Source organism: Spirillospora sp. NPDC048819, assembly GCF_040650055.1.
GTDB lineage: Bacteria > Actinomycetota > Actinomycetes > Streptosporangiales > Streptosporangiaceae > Spirillospora.
Window position 1 is genome coordinate 21,659 of record NZ_JBEZGN010000005.1, and the last position, 18,474, is coordinate 40,132.

The 18,474-nt window shown below is 72.8% G+C and carries 14 protein-coding genes and 1 pseudogene; 9 read left to right on the top strand and 6 right to left on the bottom strand.

What is annotated here, in order from left to right; all coding sequences use genetic code 11:
- Positions 1 to 48: 48 nt before the first annotated feature.
- Entirely contained in the window at positions 49 to 672 is a 624-nt protein-coding gene (thpR, locus tag AB0C35_RS09535; protein ID WP_358452472.1) for an RNA 2',3'-cyclic phosphodiesterase, read from the top strand.
- A gap of 115 nt (positions 673 to 787) precedes the next feature.
- Here the strand turns inward: thpR and AB0C35_RS09540 are convergent, their stop codons facing one another.
- Positions 788 to 2,968 carry a hypothetical protein gene (locus AB0C35_RS09540; protein ID WP_358452474.1) on the bottom strand — a complete coding sequence of 727 codons (2,181 nt, stop codon included), beginning with the start codon at positions 2,966 to 2,968 and terminating at the stop codon, positions 788 to 790.
- Positions 2,969 to 3,077: 109 nt separating this feature from the next.
- A complete protein-coding gene (locus AB0C35_RS09545) occupies positions 3,078 to 4,148 on the bottom strand; it encodes a hypothetical protein (protein ID WP_358452476.1) in 1,071 nt (356 codons plus the stop codon).
- 208 nt (positions 4,149 to 4,356) lie between these two features.
- Between AB0C35_RS09545 and AB0C35_RS09550 the strand changes: the two genes are divergently transcribed.
- Complete coding sequence (locus tag AB0C35_RS09550; protein ID WP_358452478.1) at positions 4,357 to 5,313, top strand: hypothetical protein; 957 nt, start codon at positions 4,357 to 4,359, stop codon at positions 5,311 to 5,313.
- Positions 5,314 to 5,379: 66 nt separating this feature from the next.
- Here the strand turns inward: AB0C35_RS09550 and serC are convergent, their stop codons facing one another.
- Positions 5,380 to 6,516, bottom strand: coding sequence for a phosphoserine transaminase (gene serC / locus AB0C35_RS09555; RefSeq protein WP_358452480.1), 1,137 nt, complete (start codon positions 6,514 to 6,516; stop codon positions 5,380 to 5,382).
- 9 nt (positions 6,517 to 6,525) lie between these two features.
- The gene (locus AB0C35_RS09560) at positions 6,526 to 6,915 is read right to left on the bottom strand and encodes a hypothetical protein (protein WP_358452482.1); all 390 of its coding nucleotides are present in this window, start codon (positions 6,913 to 6,915) and stop codon (positions 6,526 to 6,528) included.
- Positions 6,916 to 7,074: 159 nt separating this feature from the next.
- On the opposite strand from AB0C35_RS09560, the gene AB0C35_RS09565 reads away from it, so the two are divergent.
- Complete coding sequence (locus AB0C35_RS09565; RefSeq protein ID WP_358452484.1) at positions 7,075 to 9,954, top strand: ABC transporter substrate-binding protein; 2,880 nt, start codon at positions 7,075 to 7,077, stop codon at positions 9,952 to 9,954.
- 138 nt (positions 9,955 to 10,092) lie between these two features.
- Here the strand turns inward: AB0C35_RS09565 and AB0C35_RS09570 are convergent, their stop codons facing one another.
- Complete coding sequence (locus AB0C35_RS09570; protein WP_358452486.1) at positions 10,093 to 11,199, bottom strand: citrate synthase 2; 1,107 nt, start codon at positions 11,197 to 11,199, stop codon at positions 10,093 to 10,095.
- A gap of 126 nt (positions 11,200 to 11,325) precedes the next feature.
- On the opposite strand from AB0C35_RS09570, the gene pdxH reads away from it, so the two are divergent.
- The 3 genes and pseudogenes from pdxH to AB0C35_RS09585 all read left to right on the top strand — a co-directional run bounded on the left by pdxH (position 11,326) and on the right by AB0C35_RS09585 (position 13,340).
- Positions 11,326 to 12,036, top strand: coding sequence for a pyridoxamine 5'-phosphate oxidase (pdxH, locus tag AB0C35_RS09575; RefSeq protein WP_358452488.1), 711 nt, complete (start codon positions 11,326 to 11,328; stop codon positions 12,034 to 12,036).
- A gap of 130 nt (positions 12,037 to 12,166) precedes the next feature.
- Positions 12,167 to 12,916: pseudogene (locus AB0C35_RS09580) on the top strand (MFS transporter); the annotation flags it as partial.
- A gap of 112 nt (positions 12,917 to 13,028) precedes the next feature.
- Positions 13,029 to 13,340: a hypothetical protein gene (locus AB0C35_RS09585; RefSeq protein ID WP_358452490.1), complete on the top strand. Its 312-nt coding sequence runs from the start codon at positions 13,029 to 13,031 to the stop codon at positions 13,338 to 13,340.
- Positions 13,341 to 13,347: 7 nt separating this feature from the next.
- Here AB0C35_RS09585 and AB0C35_RS09590 read toward each other — a convergent pair whose 3' ends face one another.
- The gene (locus tag AB0C35_RS09590) at positions 13,348 to 14,052 is read right to left on the bottom strand and encodes a UdgX family uracil-DNA binding protein (protein WP_358452492.1); all 705 of its coding nucleotides are present in this window, start codon (positions 14,050 to 14,052) and stop codon (positions 13,348 to 13,350) included.
- Positions 14,053 to 14,151: 99 nt separating this feature from the next.
- Between AB0C35_RS09590 and AB0C35_RS09595 the strand changes: the two genes are divergently transcribed.
- The 3 genes from AB0C35_RS09595 to AB0C35_RS09605 all read left to right on the top strand — a co-directional run bounded on the left by AB0C35_RS09595 (position 14,152) and on the right by AB0C35_RS09605 (position 18,446).
- Positions 14,152 to 14,856: a metal-dependent transcriptional regulator gene (locus AB0C35_RS09595; RefSeq protein ID WP_358452494.1), complete on the top strand. Its 705-nt coding sequence runs from the start codon at positions 14,152 to 14,154 to the stop codon at positions 14,854 to 14,856.
- Between the two features lie 213 nt (positions 14,857 to 15,069).
- Positions 15,070 to 17,445, top strand: coding sequence for a SpoIIE family protein phosphatase (locus tag AB0C35_RS09600; RefSeq protein WP_358452495.1), 2,376 nt, complete (start codon positions 15,070 to 15,072; stop codon positions 17,443 to 17,445).
- A gap of 5 nt (positions 17,446 to 17,450) precedes the next feature.
- Positions 17,451 to 18,446, top strand: a complete 996-nt coding sequence (locus AB0C35_RS09605) for a zinc-dependent alcohol dehydrogenase family protein (RefSeq protein ID WP_358452496.1) — start codon at positions 17,451 to 17,453, stop codon at positions 18,444 to 18,446.
- Positions 18,447 to 18,474: the final 28 nt, after the last annotated feature.

Below are 18,474 nucleotides of genomic sequence, written 5' to 3' on the forward strand. Positions count from 1 at the left end.
GGGTGCCATCTGCTGAAATGCTGGCCGGGTGGCCCCTCGGACACTCCCATGAGGCTATTTGTGGCGCTCGTCCCGCCACCGGACATCCTGGACGAGCTGGAGGAGGCCATCGCGCCGCACGCCGGCGCGGTGCCCGAGCTGAAATGGGTCCGGCGCGAACTGCTGCACGTCACCCTGACGTTCCTCGGCGAGGTCGACGACCGCACCCTGGACCGGCTCCTCCCGAGGCTGGAACGCGCCGTCGGGCGGCATGAGCGGATGTCGCTGTCGCTGGCGGGCGCGGGCGCGTTCCCCGGCGGCGGGACGCACGCCCGCGTCCTGTGGACGGGCCTGTACGGCGACCGCCGCCGTGCCGTGCGGCTGGCGGCGTCGACCACGGCCGCAGGGCGCCGCGTCGGGATGATGCCCGACAAGCACCGCACGTTCCGTCCCCACCTGACGTTGGCGCGGTCCAGAAAGCCGGTGGACGTGCGGCCCCTCCTGGAGGCGCTGTCGGCGTTCGCGAGCGCCCCGTGGACGGCGGACTCCGTCCATCTGATGCGCAGCCACCTGCCCGGCAAGGACTACAGCCAGGTGAGGTACGAGTCGCTGAAGACGTGGTCGCTGCGTCAGAGCTCGGGCGGCGGCGGCGCGGGACGGTCGGCGTCGGGCGGCCCCCAGGGGACGCCGTAACGTTCGCAGGCGCGGCGCAGCTCGTCCAGGTCCGGCGGGAACGTGACCTGGCGCAGCACCCGCCCGGACGGCCCCCACACCACCAGCCGCGGCAGCTGAAGACGTGGTCGCTGCGTCAGAGCTCGGGCGGCGGCGGCGCGGGACGGTCGGCGTCGGGCGGCCCCCAGGGGACGCCGTAACGTTCGCAGGCGCGGCGCAGCTCGTCCAGGTCCGGCGGGAACGTGACCTGGCGCAGCACCCGCCCGGACGGCCCCCACACCACCAGCCGCGGCATCCGCTCGCGCGCCTCGTCGATGCCGACGCCGCCGATGCGGTCGCGGGCCAGGTCCCATTCGACCTTGCCGCGTCTGGTGACGACCGCGAGCCCGGCGGACGACACGCGCAGCTGCGAGCGGTTGCGGTCGTAGAGCCAGTAGCCGACCAGTCCGATGACGAGCCCGGCGGGCACGGACCAGCTCGCCGTGGCGTTGAACCCGCCCAGCTCTGGGCCGAGCCAGACCGCGCCCAGCAGCGCCACCGCCTCGCACAGCAGAACGCTCATCCCGTACGTGCCGATGCGGGAACGCCGGGTCGCGTCCAGAAGCGCACCCGGTGCCGTGGCGGGGCTGGGCGGAGGGGGGACGGAGAACGTGAAGTCGGGCTCCTCGGCACGGTCGGGCCGGAGTGCCGCGCCCTCCTGCCCGGCGCTCTGCGCGGGCAGCGCGGCGGTGGCCGGCTCCGGCTCCGTCCCGGGCTCGGGGGCGGCGAGCGTGGACACCGCCGAGTGGAACGCGGCGCTCAGGTACGCGTCGTACTCGGCGTCGTTCACGGGCAGCCCGGCGCGGCGGGCCGAGTCGCGCAGGTCGGTGCGGGAGATCCGCAGCGCCGACAGGGGAGCGGCGAAGAACTCGTCGCCGTCGGTGTCGTACAACCGGACCCACGCGTGCCCGGCGATGGTCAGCAGCTCGATGCCGCCGATGCGGTCCTCGGGCATCTTCAGCACGACGTCGCCGGCGGCGTCGGCCCAGCCGAGCCCGCCGTCGGCGACGACGAGCCGTCCGCCCGGCACCTGCGCGAAGATCTCCGGCAGCCCCTCCAGCCCGTAGTCGGGACGCCGCGGCGCCCGCGCCCCCGGCGTGATCACGCGGTAGCCGTGGTCGTCGAGGGCGTGCGCGAGCTGGAAGCCGTCCAGGCCGTGCGCGGGCAGCCGGGCGACGAGCTCCATCCGGTGCCCGAACGCGAGCGCGGCGAGGTCGGCGCGGCGCGGCTCGCCGCTGACCGGGTCGAGGCGCAGGCCAGGGCCGACGACGACCGCGGCGACGTCCCCGGCCCGCAGGTCCTGGGCCTCGCGGCGGCGTCCCGGCAGGGCCCGCACCAGCAGCCGCTCCGCGTTGATCGTCCACCGGACCTGGGCGGCCCGCAGCAGCCGGCGGCGCGCCGCGAGGACGCCCGCGATCGCGGCGAGCGTCCAGCAGCCGGCGGCGAGCCGGGCGCCGAACTCGCCGGTCCCGTCCACCGCGATCCGGATGATCATGACCGCGCCGAGCAGGGCGGTCAGCACGCCGAGGAGCACGATCCGGCGGCGGCTCGGCAGCGGCTCCGGCGTGTCGAGGCGCTGCTCGTTCGCCCTGCGCCTGCCGCCCGCCTTGTTCTTGCCGCGCGTGGGCCGGCCCTCGGCAGGGGGCTCGACAAGCGGCTCAGGGGACACCTGGAGGGACGGCTCGTGGGCCGCGGCGAGGAGTGCCGCCTCCTGGTCCAGGAGGCGCTTCTCCGCGGCGTGGTCGCGTGGCAGGGCGCTTCCCCCGGGGACGTCGTCGTCCAGCCCGGGGATGCGCAGGGCCTCGTCGAGCGCCGGATCGAGCAGATCCGCGGACTCGCCGTCAAGGACGTGCAGGGGAATCCCGATCCGGCGGGCCGTCACGAACACGGCGAGCGGTTCCAGGCCCATCGCGGTCATCCCGCCCACCGCGGTACGTCCGAACCGGTGGAACACCGTCAGCACGCCGTCGCCGGTCGTGATGGCCAGGGCGTCGATCCGGGACCGCTCGTAGGAGACGATGCTCAGCCCGTCCGGCCCGATCCGTTCGAGGCCGGCCGCCGACAGCCGCCAGAACGGCCGGGGACGCCTCCGCCGCGCCTCCGGGGCCGCGCCGAGCGCCCACGGGACGGCCGCGACGACGCCGATCAGCGCCGCCCACAGCCACACGGGACGGATCGGCATCAGCGCCAGCGCCACCGCCAGGAGGGCGAACGGGCCGGCGGCGACGGGACGCCACCGGTCACCAGGACCCGCGAGGCCCACCAGCTCATGCTCCACAGTCCGCATCCTCACACGGGTCCCCGTGGGACCGTCGCCTCCTTCCAGCATCCGGTCGCCCGGCGAAACCGACTTCCATCGTGCGGGTCAGGTCGGCCCATCGCTTCCGTCACTTGCCTCCCGACGACCCCCCGCGTCTCCGTATCAGCCCATAGCCGACCGCTCCGGCGATGGCGAGCGCGAGGAACAACCCCATTCTCGGGCCGGAGGCGTCCCTGCGCCCCTCTTCGGAGTCGCTCGTCGTTTCGGCGCTCTCAGGCGTGGCGGACGGCGACGGCAGCGCCTCCTCCGGCAGCGGGACCTGGTAGACGGGCTCGTTCGTCCCTTCGGACCCCACCAGGATGGACTTGCCGTCCGGGGCGTAGGTCACCGACTCGCCCTGGCTCTGCATGGGCAGGCCGATGGACTTCAGCGACTCGCCGGGGTTGCCGTCCGGCTTCACCGAGTAGAGGCGCGCGCCGAAGTAGGTCCGGATGACGCAGGTGCGGCCGTCCGGGGCGAACGCGCCGTCGGTCGCCATGGAGGGGGCGTCGCGGACCTTCCGCATGATGTTGAACCCGCTCGTCCGCAGCTTCGCCGGGCCCTCGTACACCTTGCCGCCGAACAGCTTGCTGGCGATGTAGATCCGGTTGGTCCGCGGGTTGATCATGAACGTCTCGGCGTTGCGCGGCCCGTCCTCGTATTTGATCTTGAACGCGGTGGCGGGCAGCGTCCGGCTGCGCAGCCGGGCCGGCTCCGGGATCCGGTACACGGTCACGTACGGCCATGCGCCGCCGAGATTGTCGCCGATGTCCGCGACGAAGATCGCCGGACGGCCGTTGCCGTCCTTGCCGACCGCGATGCCCTCCCAGTCGCGGGCGCCGGCGCCGCCGACCGTCAGCGTGGCCCTGACACGTCCGTCCATGCCGAGCGCGTAGATCGCCGGGACGCCGCCCGAGTCGTTGTGGGTGTAGACGACGCCCTCGTGCCGCCTGCTGGCCGCGAGCCCGCTGGACTCGGTGATCCGCTCATCGCTGATCTTGAAGAGCACCCGGTCGTCCCCGCCCGGGGCCGACCGCTGCGCGGGGCCGGCCGGGGCGGCGGAGGCGGTGGAGGACGGCAGGCAGACGAACGCGGCGACGAGGCCGAGCGCGGCTCCGGCGCGGACCGCGCGGCGGCACGGGGACGGACGCACTGCCATGGCCTGATCATCCCCGTTCCGCGCCCCGTCGATCATATGACCCGCGCCGTCGTAGCGGGACCGCCGTCCCGCACCGCCGTCAATTCAGCATCGCACCGACGACCACGGCCAGTACGAGCGCGGTCAGCACGGTGGGAAGCAGCCATCGGGGCGCGCGGTTCACGCTTCGAGCCTATTCGTCCCCGCAGGGGAGTCGAACCGTCCGCCCATGATCTGCATCTCATCCAGCATGTGCGGATTGTTCGGGATGGTGCGTTCACCGTTCGCCGACGCGGGACCGGCGTCGGACGTGTTCGTCACGCTGGGCATGCTCGCGGAGGAACGCGGCACGGACTCGGCGGGGCTGGCGCTCCTCGGCGCCTGGCCGGGCCTCGGCGGGCAGGGAACCGGCGGCGACGGCTGCCGCGTGCTGAAGGGCCGCGGCCGCTTCTCCGGGATCTGGCGGCCGGACCTGCTCCCCGAACTCGACCGCGCGCCGGTCGCCCTGGGGCACACCCGCTGGGCGACGCAGGGCTCGCCCGCCGAGCCGGACAACGCCAGCCCGATGGCCGTCGCCGGCGCCGCGTCCACCGGTGACGGCCCCGCCGCCGGGGTGGTGGCCACGCACAACGGCGACATCGACGCCGGTGACCTGCGGTCGCGGTTCGCGCTGCCGCCCGCGTCCGGGACGACCGACAGCGAACCCGTCTTCCAGCTCCTCGCCGGCTGCGCGGACACGTCCGAGGTGACCGGGGTGCTCGAATCGGTGGTCGGCCGGGCCGCGCTGGCCTGGGTCCACCGGGACCGCCCGACCGAGGTGCATCTGGCCCGCGCCGCGCTGAGCCCGCTGACCGTGGCCGTCGACACCGAGCAGAACATCTACTGGGCGTCCAACCCGCGCTGGTTCCGCGATGCGGAGAAGCACACGCGGGTGGAGTTCGCGACCATCGTCATGCTCCGCGAGGGCACCTACCTGAAGGTCGGCATGGAGCGGCGTCCCGGACGCCGAGACCTGCCCGACGTGCTCGCGACGGCCGCCTTCCTGCCGACGGCCAGGGACTCCGACATGGACGATCGCGTCTGGACGGGCTTCACCCGCGCCGACGAGGAATGCGACCGCGCCGGTCTCCGCCATCGCGTGGTGGCGCGGCCGGGCGGCACCGGCGGTCTGCCGGCCGCCGCCTGAGACGGACCCTCGGGGGAGCGGCGTGGCGCCCCCGAGGGTTCTCCCGCACCTGCGGCCCCCGAACTCCTAGAGACGCTCGACCACGTAGTCGATGCAGGCGGTCAGGGCCTCCACGTCGTCGGGGTCGATCGCCGGGAACATGCCGATGCGCAGCTGGTTGCGGCCCAGCTTGCGGTACGGCTCGGTGTCCACGATCCCGTTGGCGCGCAGCGTCTTGGCGACGGCCGCCGCGTCCACGTCGTCGTTGAAGTCGACCGTGCCGACCACCTGCGAGCGCTGCGCCGGGTCGACGACGAACGGCGTCGTGTACGCCGTCTTCTCCGCCCACGTGTAGAGCCGCCGGGACGAGTCGGCCGTACGGGACGTCGTCCACTCCAGGCCGCCCTGGCCGTTCATCCACTCGATCTGCTCGGCGAGCAGGAGCAGCGTCGCCACGGCCGGGGTGTTGTAGGTCTGGTCCTTGGCGGAGTTGTCCGCGGCCGTCTTCAGGTTCAGGGACTCCGGGACGTACCGGTCGGACATGGCGATCTCGTCGATCCGCTCCAGGGCCGCCGGGGACGCGAGCGCCAGCCACAGCCCGCCGTCCGCCGCGAAGCACTTCTGCGGCGCGAAGTAGTAGACGTCGGTCTCGGTCACGTCGACGGGCAGGCCGCCCGCGCCCGAGGTGGCGTCCACCAGCACGAGGCCCTCGCGCGCGGTCGTGCCCGCCGGGCGCCTGATCGGCATCGCCACGCCGGTCGAGGTCTCGTTGTGGGTGAGGGCGTAGACGTCGACGTCCTCCTCGGCCGACGCCTCCGGGTGCGTTCCGGGCGGGCCGCTGATGACGGTCGGGTCCCCCAGCCACGGCGCGCTCGAGGTGACCTTGGCGAACTTGCTGGAGAACTCACCGAACGTCAGGTGCTGCGACCGCTGCCGGACGAGGCCGAACGCGGCGGCGTCCCAGAACGCGGTGGTGCCGCCGTTGCCGAGCAGGACCTTGTGCCCCTCGGGGAGCGAGAACAGCTGGGCCAGGCCCTCACGGACCCGCCCGACGAGGGACTTGACGGGCTTCTGCCGGTGCGAGGTCCCCATGTACGTCGAGCCGGACTCGGCGAGCGCGGTGAGCTGCTCGGGACGCACCTTCGACGGGCCGCACCCGAAACGGCCGTCGGCGGGCTTCAGATCGGCGGGTATTTCCATGGTGGGATTCGCGCTGTCGGTCACTCGAAAAGGCTACTTCACGCGCCGTGCGGCCCAGGTAAGCAGGGTCGCCAGCGCGATCGCGCAGATCCCGGCGACGACCGCGGGCGGGTAGATCCAGTCGTCGCCCTTCGCATGCGCCGCCACGGCCGTGCGGACGGAGTCGTAGACGAGGAACGCCAGGAACAGGGCGGCCATCACGGCGGCGACCCGTCCCGACACCGCGTTGGTGCGGCGGCGGCGCTCCTCGCGCTCCGCCTCGTATTGCCGCAGCTCCTCGGCCACATCGGCCGCCGCCCGTCGCAGATCCTCCGCTGCATCGGCCACCGCGCCGGACGCCGCGCTGTCGGACGCGGTGGTGCCGGACATGGGGCCGATGTCGCCGTCGAGCGGCTCGTCCGCACCGGCACGGTCATCACTCATGGGCCCAATGATGACAAAGTGGCCGATTTTCATGTTCGGTCGCATGTTCATGAAAAATTTTCGATCCTTTTCACGGTGCGCCGCGTCCAACCCGACAGGGGGCTCGGCGGGCGAGCCGGGGACGGCGGAAGCGAGGCGAGCGGGGAAGCGAGGCGTGCCATGGCGAGCGACGGCGACCGGATCCTGAGCGAGGATCGGCTGCGCGGAGTGCTCGACCTGTTCGAACGGCTGCGGGAGCGGCCGCCGTGGCGGTGGCGGGAGCGGCTGCGGCCGCTGCTCCTGCTGCTCGGCCCCGGCCGCGCCACCTCCCAGGTCGCCGAGATGCTCAAGACGCGGTGCGAGAAGGACCCGGTGTCGCACATCGCCGCCGACACCCTCGCCACCGACGTCGCGGGCGTCCTGCGGGAGGCCAAGCGGGAGCTGTCGCAGCCCAGCAGCCACGCCAAGGGCGAGCCGCCGCTGCGGTTCCCGATGCTGGAGATGGCGCTGTGGCTGCGCGACCTGCGGGAGATCCGGGTCGCCGGGGACCGCCCGCCGCCGCGCGGCGCCGCGCCCGCCGAACGGGAGAACCACCAGCTCATCCGGCGGCTGACGCATCCGCCGGTCGGGGACAACGAGAACGCCCGGCGCCGCGAGCTGAACCGGGTGATCCGCCGGCGCGGGCGGGACGTCCTGCGCGACCTCGAGTCACCGCGCGGCCGGCCCGCGACGTTCCTGGGGTTCCTGGAGCAGATCGCCCCGATCGGGATCGCGGCCGTCGCGCTGATCAGCGCCGGGACGGCGGCCGCCCTCGACCTGGCGGCGGCCGTGTTCGCCGCGGTCATCGGGCTGGCGTTCGTGACCGTGCAGATCCTCGCCAGGACGCGCGGCTGGTACGGGGTGCGCCAATTCGGGTGGTTCCTCCGCCAGCCCTACGTGGACCGCGACTCCACCGAGTTCCTCGGGTTCGCGCTCGGGGTGTTCGACCCGCGCCCGGTCGAGCCGGACGACCACGGCGAGCAGCTCGACCTGCTGCTCGTCGCCGCGTTCCTGGAGGATCTGCGCCGCAACTACCGGCGCGACTACCGGCGGGCCGCGTGGGCGCGGGTCCGCTACCCGGTGCTGATCTTCGAGCAGCTGTCGGCCGGGCATCCCGGCGTGACGTTCATCGAGCTGGCCGAGCGGGTCCGCACCGACCTCCAGGCCGATGACCGGCTCACCGGCTTCGACCCGCTCATCATCGCCGCCGGCATCGACCCGACCGCGCCCTCCGACGACGACCCGTCCTCCCCGTCCGGTCCGCGGCTCGTCGACCGGCTCGCGCAGGCGGTCCGCGTGGACCTGTCGCCGGGCGAGCCGCAGAACGTCATCGGCGCGCGCGCCCTGTGGGACCGCTACACGCGCGAGCAGCGGCGCGTCGGCGCCCTCGGCTCGCGCCGGGAACTGCGCGTCGACATCACCCGCGACCCGGGCGGCGACCTGCCGCCCGTCCGGTCCGTGCGGCGCCGCCCCCGGATCGCCCACCCCGCGCTGCCGTGGATCGCGATGGTCGCGGTCGCGGCGGCGTCCATCACCGTGATCTCGGTCCAGGTGGTGAAGTACTGCTCGCCGTTCGCCATCAGGCGGATGGCGAACGGCGAATGCGTCGGCATCACCGACGGGTCGTTCCGCTTCGGCGTGGACTCCGGCGGCCGCAACAACGACAACCGGCTGAACAGGGTGCTCGACCGGATCGAGGACCTGAACGACCACGTCGAGGAGTCCGGCAAGCCGTACGCGACGGTGGTCTACCTCGGCCCGGTGACCGCCGACCCGTCGATCAAGAATCACCGCAGCGAGCTCCTCGCCGGCGTACAGGGCGAGCTGATCGGGCTGGCGATCGCGCAGAAGCGGTTCAACGACGCCGCCGAGAGCAACGACCTTCGGCTGCGGGTGCTGATCGGCAACGCGGGCGCCAAGTTCCGCTACGCCGGGCAGGTCGCCCAGCAGATCCGGGAGCTGGCGCTGGAGGACCGCTCCATCGTCGCGGTGATCGGGTTCGAGCAGAGCCGCCGGCAGACGCAGGAGGCGATCAAGATGCTGGCCAAGTCGGCGCTGCCGCTGGTCGGCACGGCCAACAGCTACGACGGGACGGCCCTGCTCGACGGCGACGCTGGCTACTCGCCGTACTACTTCCGGCTCGCGTCGCCGAACCTGCGGACCGCCCGGCACGCCGCCTACTGGGCGCGGAACGGGCACATCGGCGGCACGAAGGTGAAGGACGCGGTCGTCCTCTACAACGATGACCCCGACGACCTCTACAGCGAGAACCTGGCCGTCGACTTCCAGAAGGCCTTCCGGCCCGGCAAGGTGCGCATGCGGCCGTACAGGAATCCCGGCGAGCTCGACAAGGCCGCGCGCGAGGCCTGCCAGGACCAGCCCGACATGTTCTACTACGCCGGCAGGTCGGACGAGTTCCGCTCGTTCATCAACGTGATGGAGCTGTCCTGCCCGAAGCGGCCGCTGGTCATGGCCGACGACGAGATCGCCAAGTACGTCAGCGACAACGCGGGCGAGCTCGGCCGCAAGGACACCTTCGACCTGTACTTCACGCCGCTGGCCGCGCGGGAGGCGTGGACGTGGCGGTGGATCGGCGACCAGGCGCCGCAGACGTTCTACTCCGACTATGACCCCGCCGTACGCGAGATGACGGACGAGAACAACGAGGGCCAGCGGCCGTCCATCACCCGCGCCGCCGTCGCCTACGACGCGGCCACCCTCGTCGCGACCGTGGCGAGCAAGGTGTACTGGCAGGAGGAGGCGCTGCCGTCGGCGGGATCGGTGTTCGCGGCGCTGAACGACCCCGACCACGACGTCCTGCGCAACGGGGCGAGCGGCGTCATCCGGTTCAGCTCCCGCCGCACCGGCCACCAGGTGCTCGACAAGCCGGTGATCCTCGCGACGATCAACCCGGACGGGACGACGGAGGTCGAGCAGGTCTGCGGCCGCCTCATCGCGGGCGAGCAAGGCCAGGCCGCCTGCCCGCCCGCCCCCGCGAACGAGCCCGGCACGTCGCGTTGAGCCGGCTCGTCGCGTTGAGCCTGGCATGTCGCGTTGAGCGCGGCACGTCCTGAGCGCTGCAGGGTGAGCGCGGCAGAAGGCCCCCGGCCGGTTCGACCGGGGGCCTCAAGGCGTTTTCGGGGGCGGGGGATCGGCCGTTCAGCCGGCCTTGAGGACCTTCGCCGCTCCGGCGACGTCGTTGATCTCGCGGGTACCGGGGCCGGTGTACTTGGCGCTCGGCCGGACGAGGCGGCCGGTGCGCTTCTGCTCCAGGATGTGCGCCGCCCATCCGGCGGTGCGGCCACAGGTGAACATGGCGGGCATCATCGCGGTCGGGACCTCGGCGAAGTCCAGGATGACCGCGGCCCAGAACTCCACGTTCGTCTCGATCGGCCGGTCCGGGCGGCGCTCGCGCAGTTCGGTGAGGGCGGCGTCCTCCAGCGCCTTCGCGGCCTCGAAGCGCGGCGCGTCCAGTTCCCTGGCGGTGCGGCGCAGCACCCGGGCGCGCGGGTCCTCGGCGCGGTAGACGCGGTGGCCGAAGCCCATCAGCCGGTCGCCGGAGTCGAGGATGTCGCTGACGACCTTGCGGGCGTCGCCGAGCTGCTCCACCTTCTCGATCATCGGCAGCACCCGGGCGGGGGCGCCGCCGTGCAGCGGGCCGGACATGGCGCCGATCGCGCCGGACACGCTGGCCGCCACGTCCGCGCCGGTGGAGGCGATCACCCGCGCGGTGAAGGTGGAGGCGTTCATGCCGTGCTCTGCGGCGGAGACCCAGTACGCGTCGATGGCCCGGACGTGCTTCGGGTCGGGCTCACCGCGCCAGCGGACCATGAACCGCTCGGTGATCGTCCCGGCGGAGTCGATCTTGTCCTGCGGGACCATCGGCACGCCGATGCCACGCGCGGACTGGGCGACGAACGACAGCGCCGTCACCGACACCCGGGCGAGGTCGGCGCGGGCCTCCTCGTCGGAGATGTCGAGCAGCGGGCGCATCCCGTACGCGGGGGCGAGGGTGGGGAGCGCGCTCTGCACGTCCACCCGTACGTCGCCGGAGGTGACCGGCAGGACGTGCGGGTCGGCGGGGGCAAGTCCCGGGTCGAAGCTGTCGTCCACCAGCAGGCCCCAGGCGTCGCCGAAGGAGACGCGGCCGACGAGATCCTCGATGTCGACGCCCCGGTAGCGGAGGGCGCCGCCCTCCTTGTCCGGTTCGGCGATCTCGGTCTCGAAGGCCACGACCCCCTCGAGACCAGGTTTGAAGTCGGACATGTCGTCCTGCCTTTCGTCCCCAAGAGTGATAAGGCGGTGCCGTGCCATTGAACCCTGTCCGCCTTACTTGCCAGTACCCAGGGGCCATGTGAGTTGCACAAGACCCAGGTGAGAGGCTCTGACGCTGTGGATTCCACGACGCCCGATCCCGCGCGGCTCCGAAGATCCTACGAAGGGGGCGAATTGGTGGAAACTTCGCTCCCCGCCGATCCGCTCGCACTGTTCGCCGCGTGGTTCGCCGACGTGCACGCCTTCGGGCTCGCCGAACCGAACGCGATGGTGCTGGCCACGGCGTCCGGGGACGGGGTGCCGAGCGCCCGGACCGTCCTGCTCAAGGGGTACGGGCCGCACGGATTCCGCTTCTTCACGAACTTGACCTCGCACAAGGGGCGCGACCTCGCGGAGAACCCCCGCGCGGCGCTCGTCTTCCCCTGGCACGAGATGCACCGGCAGGTGCGCGTCGCGGGCCCGGTGGAGGAACTGTCGCGGGACGAGTCGGCCGCCTATTTCCGGACGCGCCCGTACGGATCGCGGCTCGGCGCGTGGGCCAGCGAGCGGCAGTCCGGCGTCATCCCCGGACGGGACGTGCTGGAGCGGCGCTACGCCGAGCTGGCCGAACGCTGGCCGGACCCCGCCTCGGGGCGTCCTCCGGGGGCACCGGACGCCGACGACGCGGACGCCGTCCCGCTGCCGGACTTCTGGGGCGGCTACCGGCTCGTCCCGGAGTCGATCGAGTTCTGGCAGGGCCGCCGTGACCGGCTCCATGATCGAATCCGCTATCGTCGCCCCGCCCCGGACGATTCGGGGGACTGGGTGATGGAGAGACTGTCTCCCTGAGGCCCCGGAGGAACCCCTGAAGGACGGCAAGGCCCGCAAGAAGGCGCGGGGGAGCAGGCTGCGCCGGCTGGCGATCGACACCCGGCCGCTCGGCCTGCCCGCGTTCCGGCGGCTGTGGCTGGGGCAGGGAGTGTCGTTCGTCGGCTTCCAGGTCACCGCCGTGGCCGTGCCCGTCCAGGTGTACGACATGACGAGGTCGTCCTTCTGGGTCGGTGTGCTCGGCTTCGTCAACCTCGTCCCACTGATCGTGTTCGGGCTCTGGGGCGGCGCGGTGGCCGACCACATGGACCGGCGCAAGCTGCTGTTCGTCTCGTCCTGCATCATGTGGGTGGCGACCCTGCTGCTGCTGGCCCAGGCTCTGCTCGGCATCGGGAGCCTCACCCTGATCATGGGGGTCGTCGCGGTCCAGGCCGTCGGGTTCGCGGTGGCCTCACCGACCCGCAGCGCGATCATCCCCCGGCTCGTCGACAGGCCGCTCGTCCCGGCGGCCAACACCCTCGCCTTCACCGCCAGCCAGTTCGGGATGCTGGCCGGGCCGCTGTTCGCCGGGGTGCTGCTGGCGCGCTGGAACTACGCGGCGGCGTACGCGCTCGACGCCGTGCTGTTCAGCGTCGCCCTCTACGCGGCGCTCCGCCTTCCCCCGATCCCTCCCCTCGGCGACATCACCGGCTCGCCCGGCCTGCGGTCGGTGATCGACGGGCTCCGGTATCTGGCCACGCAGCCGGTGCTGCTGATGTCGTTCGTCGTGGACATCATCGCGATGGCCATCGCGATGCCCCGCGCGCTGTTCCCCGAGGTGGCCGAGACCCGGTTCGGCGGCGACGGCGCCGTCGGGTACCTGTTCGCCGCGATCGCGATCGGCGCGTTCCTCGGCGGGCTGATGTCCGGCTGGATCGGACGGGTGCACCGCCAGGGCATCGCCCTCGTCGTGTCCATCGTGATCTGGGGGCCTCGCGGTCGCGGCCGCCGGGCTGTCCGGGCGGTTGTGGCTCGTGGTGGTGCTGCTGGCCGTCGGCGGCGCGGCGGACCTGGTGTCGGCCGTCTTCCGCCAGTCGATGCTCCAGACCTACGCGCCGGACGAGATGCGCGGACGGCTCCAGGGCGTGTTCACCGTCGTCGTCGCGGGCGGACCGCGGCTCGGGGACGTGCGCGCGGGCGCGACCGCGAGCGTCGCCGGCGCCACCGCGTCGTGGGTGGGCGGCGGCCTCGCCTGCGCGGTCCTGGTGATCATCGCGGCGTTCACCGTCCCGGCGCTGCTCCGCTACGACACCCGCACCGCCGAACCGGTGCCCGTCAAACCCTGACGCGGCGTCAGTCGAGAGCTGATGCGGCGATCTTGAGGTCTTCGACCAGGCCCTCGTACATCGCTTCGCGGTCTTCGGCGCGCAGGACGGCGGAGGGATGGATCGTCGCGACGATCTGCGCGCCGGCCCGCTCCGGCGGTGCGTCGACGATCTCCCTGCCGGCCGCGGGGGTGCCGATCGTCTCCAGGTCGGGGAGCGGGAGCAGGCGGCCGCGCTGCTTGGTCACCCGGAACGAGGAGCCGAACAGGGCCTTGCCCGCGGTCGCGCCGAGCACGACCACCACGTCCGGGTCCAGGAGCCGCAGCTCCGCCAGCAGCCAGGGACGGCACGCGCGCATCTCGCCGGCGTTCGGTGGCTCGTGGATGCGCCGTTTTCCGCCTTCCTGCCGCTTGAACTTGAAGTGCTTGACGGCGTTGGTGACATAGACGTCGCCGCGTTCGATCCCGGCCTCCACCAGGGCCCGGTCGAGGACGCGTCCGGCGGGGCCGACGAACGGGAGGCCCTTGCGGTCCTCCTGGTCGCCGGGCTGCTCGCCCACGAACATCACCCGTCCGCCCGGCGACCCGTCGCCGAAGACGGTCTGGGTGGCGTTCTCGTACAGGCCGCAGCCGCGGCAGCCGGCCGCCGCGCGGCGCAGCGCGTCCAGATCGGCCCGCTCTTCGGGCGTCCGCGGCAGGAACGGTTCCGCGTCGGGGGAAGGTTTCGCGTTCATCTTGCGTTCCCCCGTACCCGGCTTGACGAGGATATTCGCGTGGCCCGGCACTGCCGGGTCCGAGCAAGTAGACTCGTGCCCATAAGACTGGAGGGAGCTGTGACCTCACACGGCCTGATCGATACCACGGAGATGTACCTCCGGACGGTTTTCGAGCTCGAAGAGGAGGGGATCATCCCCCTCCGCGCGCGCATCGCCGAGCGGCTCTCCCAGAGCGGCCCGACGGTGAGCCAGACGGTCGCGCGGATGGAGCGCGACGGGCTGCTGCGGGTCGAGGGAGATCGGCACCTCGAGCTGACCGAAAGCGGTCGCGGTCTCGCGACGCGCGTCATGCGCAAGCACCGCCTCGCCGAATGCCTGCTGGTCAACGTGATCGGACTGCCCTGGGAGGACGTCCACATCGAGGCATGCCGGTGGGAGCACGTGATGTCGGAGGACGTCGAACGCCGGCTCGTCGCACTGCTGGACAACCCGACCACCTGCCCGCACGGCAACCCGATCCCCGGCCTAGCCGAGCTCGGCGCGACCGGTGGCGTCGCCGCCGACACCTCGCCGTTGTCGGTGATGACCGCGGTGGCCAGCCCCGGCGGCTCGGACGCCGTGATCCGCCGGATCAGCGAGCAGGTGCAAAGCGACAGCGACCTGATGCTTAGACTCAAGCAGATAGGGATACAACCGGGACGTGAGGTGACTCTTCGGGCGACCGATGACGGGGTGCGGGTGATCAGTGAGGACGAGGCCGACGGTCCCGCGACGGAACTGCCGCGCGACATCGCCGAGCACGTGTTCGTCAGCAGGCGCTGACTCTGCGGGCATGCGTGTGGGCGGTGTGCACGGCTCCATCTCGACGGTCTATACCGAAGATCTCCGTGACATCGCGCCTTTCGGGCGTATCCCGGCGGCGGGTTCGTCGTTCAATACGACGAGACGAACACGTGCGATGCCCGTGCCGCGACGCCCGGTGATCATCCGGGCGGCGGTGCGGGCGGGAACCGCGACTGGTATCGGGATGGGGAGATGAGCCACTGGGGGGAAGCGCCTGACGAGGCGTACCTGCCGCCCGAGACCGTCCTGAACCAGATGGAGATGGCGGTCATCGTCTGCGACCGCTTCAGCAACGTCATCTACGGCAACGCCTTCGCCCGCCAGCTGTTCGGGTTCGGCGGCGACGAGATCATCGGCCACTCCGTCCTGTCCCTGGGGATCGCCGAAGAGGACCACGAGCAGGCCACTGAGCTCGCCAAGCACGTCCTCAAGGGCGGCGTGTGGGAGGGCACCTTCTGCAACCTGCGCGCCGACGGCACCACCGTCTACACCCGCGCGCACGCGGTGCCGCTGCGGCACCCGTCCGGCGCCGTCGACGGCGTCGTGATCTTCGCGCGGGAGGCGCTGCGCTCCAACCAGCGCGAACAGGACCGCTACGGCCTGATGGAGCGCATCGGCGAGCGGCTCGCCGGATCCCTGGAGCTGGAGAGCACGCTGCGGCGCGTCGCCGACACGCTCGTCCCGCAGTTCGCCGACCACTGCTTCATCGACCTGTACAGCGGCGACCGGCTGCACCGGCGGGTGTCGCGGCACGCGGGCGGCTGGGAGCCGCCGCCCGGCACCTGGGCGGAGGTCGGCGAGCCCGTGTCCTACCCGCGCGGGCACTTCAGCGAGAAGGCGATGAGCCGCCGCGACGCCGTCCTCGTCGAGGACATGATCCAGCACCGGTTCGCCGCGCCGACCGAGTCGTCCAAGCGGCTCGGCGACGAGATGGGCATCACCTCGGTGATCTCGGCGCCGCTGCTGGTGCGCGGCGAACTGCTCGGCGTGATGAGCCTGGCGCTGTCGAACCTCACCAAGCGTCCCGACCCGCACTACGACGGCTTCGACCGCGACCTGATGGGCGCGATCGCCAGCCGCGTCGCGCTCGCCGTCGACAACGCGCTGCTGTTCGAGGAGGAGCGCGACACCGCGCTGGCGTTCCAGAAGCATCTGCTGCCCGGCGACCGGCCGCCCCCGCTGGACGGCCTGCAGATCGCCTGGCGGTACGAGCCGGCCCGCCCGCTGGAGTCGCACGGGCACGGCATCCAGACGCAGGTCGGCGGCGACTGGTACGACGTGATCCCGCTGTCGGCGGGCCGCGTCGGGCTCGTCATCGGGGACGTCGAGGGCCGCGGCGCCCGCGCCGCCGCGGTGATGGGGCAGCTCCGCGCCGCACTGCGCGCCTTCGCCCAGGACGACAAGCCGCCCGCCGACATACTGCGCAAGCTGGACGAGTGGGTCCGCACGATGACCCGGCCCGAGCGGATGCGGTCCGGCTGGAACAGCGACGACCTCGTCCGCCCGCCGCTCGTCTCGTGCACCTACTTCGTGTACGACGCGTGGTCGCGGGTGCTGGAGTTCGCCAACGCCGGCCACGACCCGCCGCTGCTGATCGTGGACGGCCAGGTCGGCGAGCTGCCGTTCGAGAGCGAGGGCGGCATGCTCGGCCTCCGTGCCCCCGGCATGGGCGGCGAGATCCTCTTCAACGAGGAGACGAGCGAGCTGAAACCGGGCTCCACCCTCGTCCTGTACACCGACGGCCTCATCGACCGGCGTCCCAAGGAGGACGGCGAGTACTACACCCGCGAGGAGTCGCGGGAGATGGTCCGCGCCGCCGTCGCCGAGGCGTCCCGCGGCGGCGTCGAGGCGGTCGCCAACGCCGCCTACGAGGCGGTGCCGGGCGACATCGACGACGACGTGGCGATCGTCGTGATCCGCACCGCCGGCGACGAGCTGGCCGTCGAGGAGCGCGACTTCACCGCCGAGCCGATCATGGTGTCGGAGGCCCGCCGGATGGCCGCCGACACGTTCGCGTCCTGGGGGATGCTGGACGAGCAGTCCGAGCTGGCGTGCCTGCTGGTCTCCGAGGTCGTCACGAACGTCGTGCTGCACGCCACCGCCACGCCCACCCCGCGCCGCGAGGTGGGCGTTCCGGTGACGGCCGGCCCTCCGGGGCGCGGCGGCGAGCCGCTCAGCGCCCCGCCGCCCGTCCAGTTCAACACCGAGTTCGGTGCCGGCCCGTACAGCACGGGTCCCTATGACACGGGCGGCTACGAAACCGGCCCGCTCGACGGCGACCCGTTCGAGGGCGGCGCGTTCGCCGAGGACGACTGGAACCTCGGCGCCGACCTCGGCCGCCGCGAGCCGCCGACCAAGGAGTTCCGGCTCCGCCTGCGGCGCGGCGCCGACGCCATCTGGGTCGAGGTGTTCGACTCCGACATGCGGCTGCCGCGCATCCGCAGCGCCGGCGAGACCGACGAGGGCGGCCGCGGCCTGTACCTGGTCGACCAGCTCGCGACCCGGTGGGGCGCCCGGCCGACCGCGGACGGCAAGGCCGTCTGGTTCGAGCTGCCGCTGACGCCCTGACCGCCATGCGCGCGTGGGTGGTGCGGACCCCGGCCCCGATCTCTTCGGGGCCGCTGGAGCGCGCCGACCGCGACACCCCGTCCCCCGGGCCGGGCGAGCTGCTCGTGCGCGTCCTGGCCTGCGGTGTCTGCCGGACGGACCTGCACGTCGCCGAGGGGGACCTGCCCGTCCACCTGCCCGGCGTGACCCCGGGCCACGAGATCGTCGGGGAGGTCGTCGCCGCGGGCCACGGCGCGCTGCACGGCGCCGGCGACCGGGTCGGTGTCGCCTGGCTGCGCGGGACGTGCGGCGCGTGCCGCTTCTGCCGCCGCGGCGCGGAGAACCTCTGCCCGTCGTCGGTCTACACGGGCTGGGACGCCCACGGCGGCTACGCCGAGTACGCGCTGGCCGTGGACGCCTACGCCTACGCGCTGCCGCCCGAACTGGACGACGTCCGGGCCGCGCCGCTGCTGTGCGCGGGCATCATCGGCTACCGCGCCCTGCGCCGCGCCGCGGTCCCGCCCGGCGGGCGCCTCGGCATCTGGGGTTTCGGCGGCTCCGCCCATCTGGCCGCGCAGATCGCGATCGCGGAGGGCGCCGACGTGCACGTGTTCACCCGCAGCCCCGCCGCCCGCGAACTGGCGCGTGAGCTGGGCGCGTCCTGGGCGGGCGACTCCTTCGACCCAGCCCCCGCCCCGCTCGACTCGGCGATCGTGTTCGCCCCGGCCGGGGAACTCGTCCCGGCCGCCCTGGAACGCCTTGACCGCGGCGGGACGTGCGCCGTCGCGGGCATCCATCTGAGCGACGTCCCGTCCCTCGGCTATCAGCGGCACCTGTTCCAGGAGCGCGAGGTCCGGTCGGTGACGGCGAACACACGCGCGGACGGCGAGGAGTTCCTCACCCTGGCCGCCCGCCTGAACGTGGCCGTCACGACGCACCCCTACGGGCTGGACGACGCCGACCGCGCGCTGGCCGACCTCGCCGCGGACCGCTTCACTGGCGCCGCCGTCCTCGTCCCCTGACCCGGCGGGACGCGGCGTGTCGCCCTCC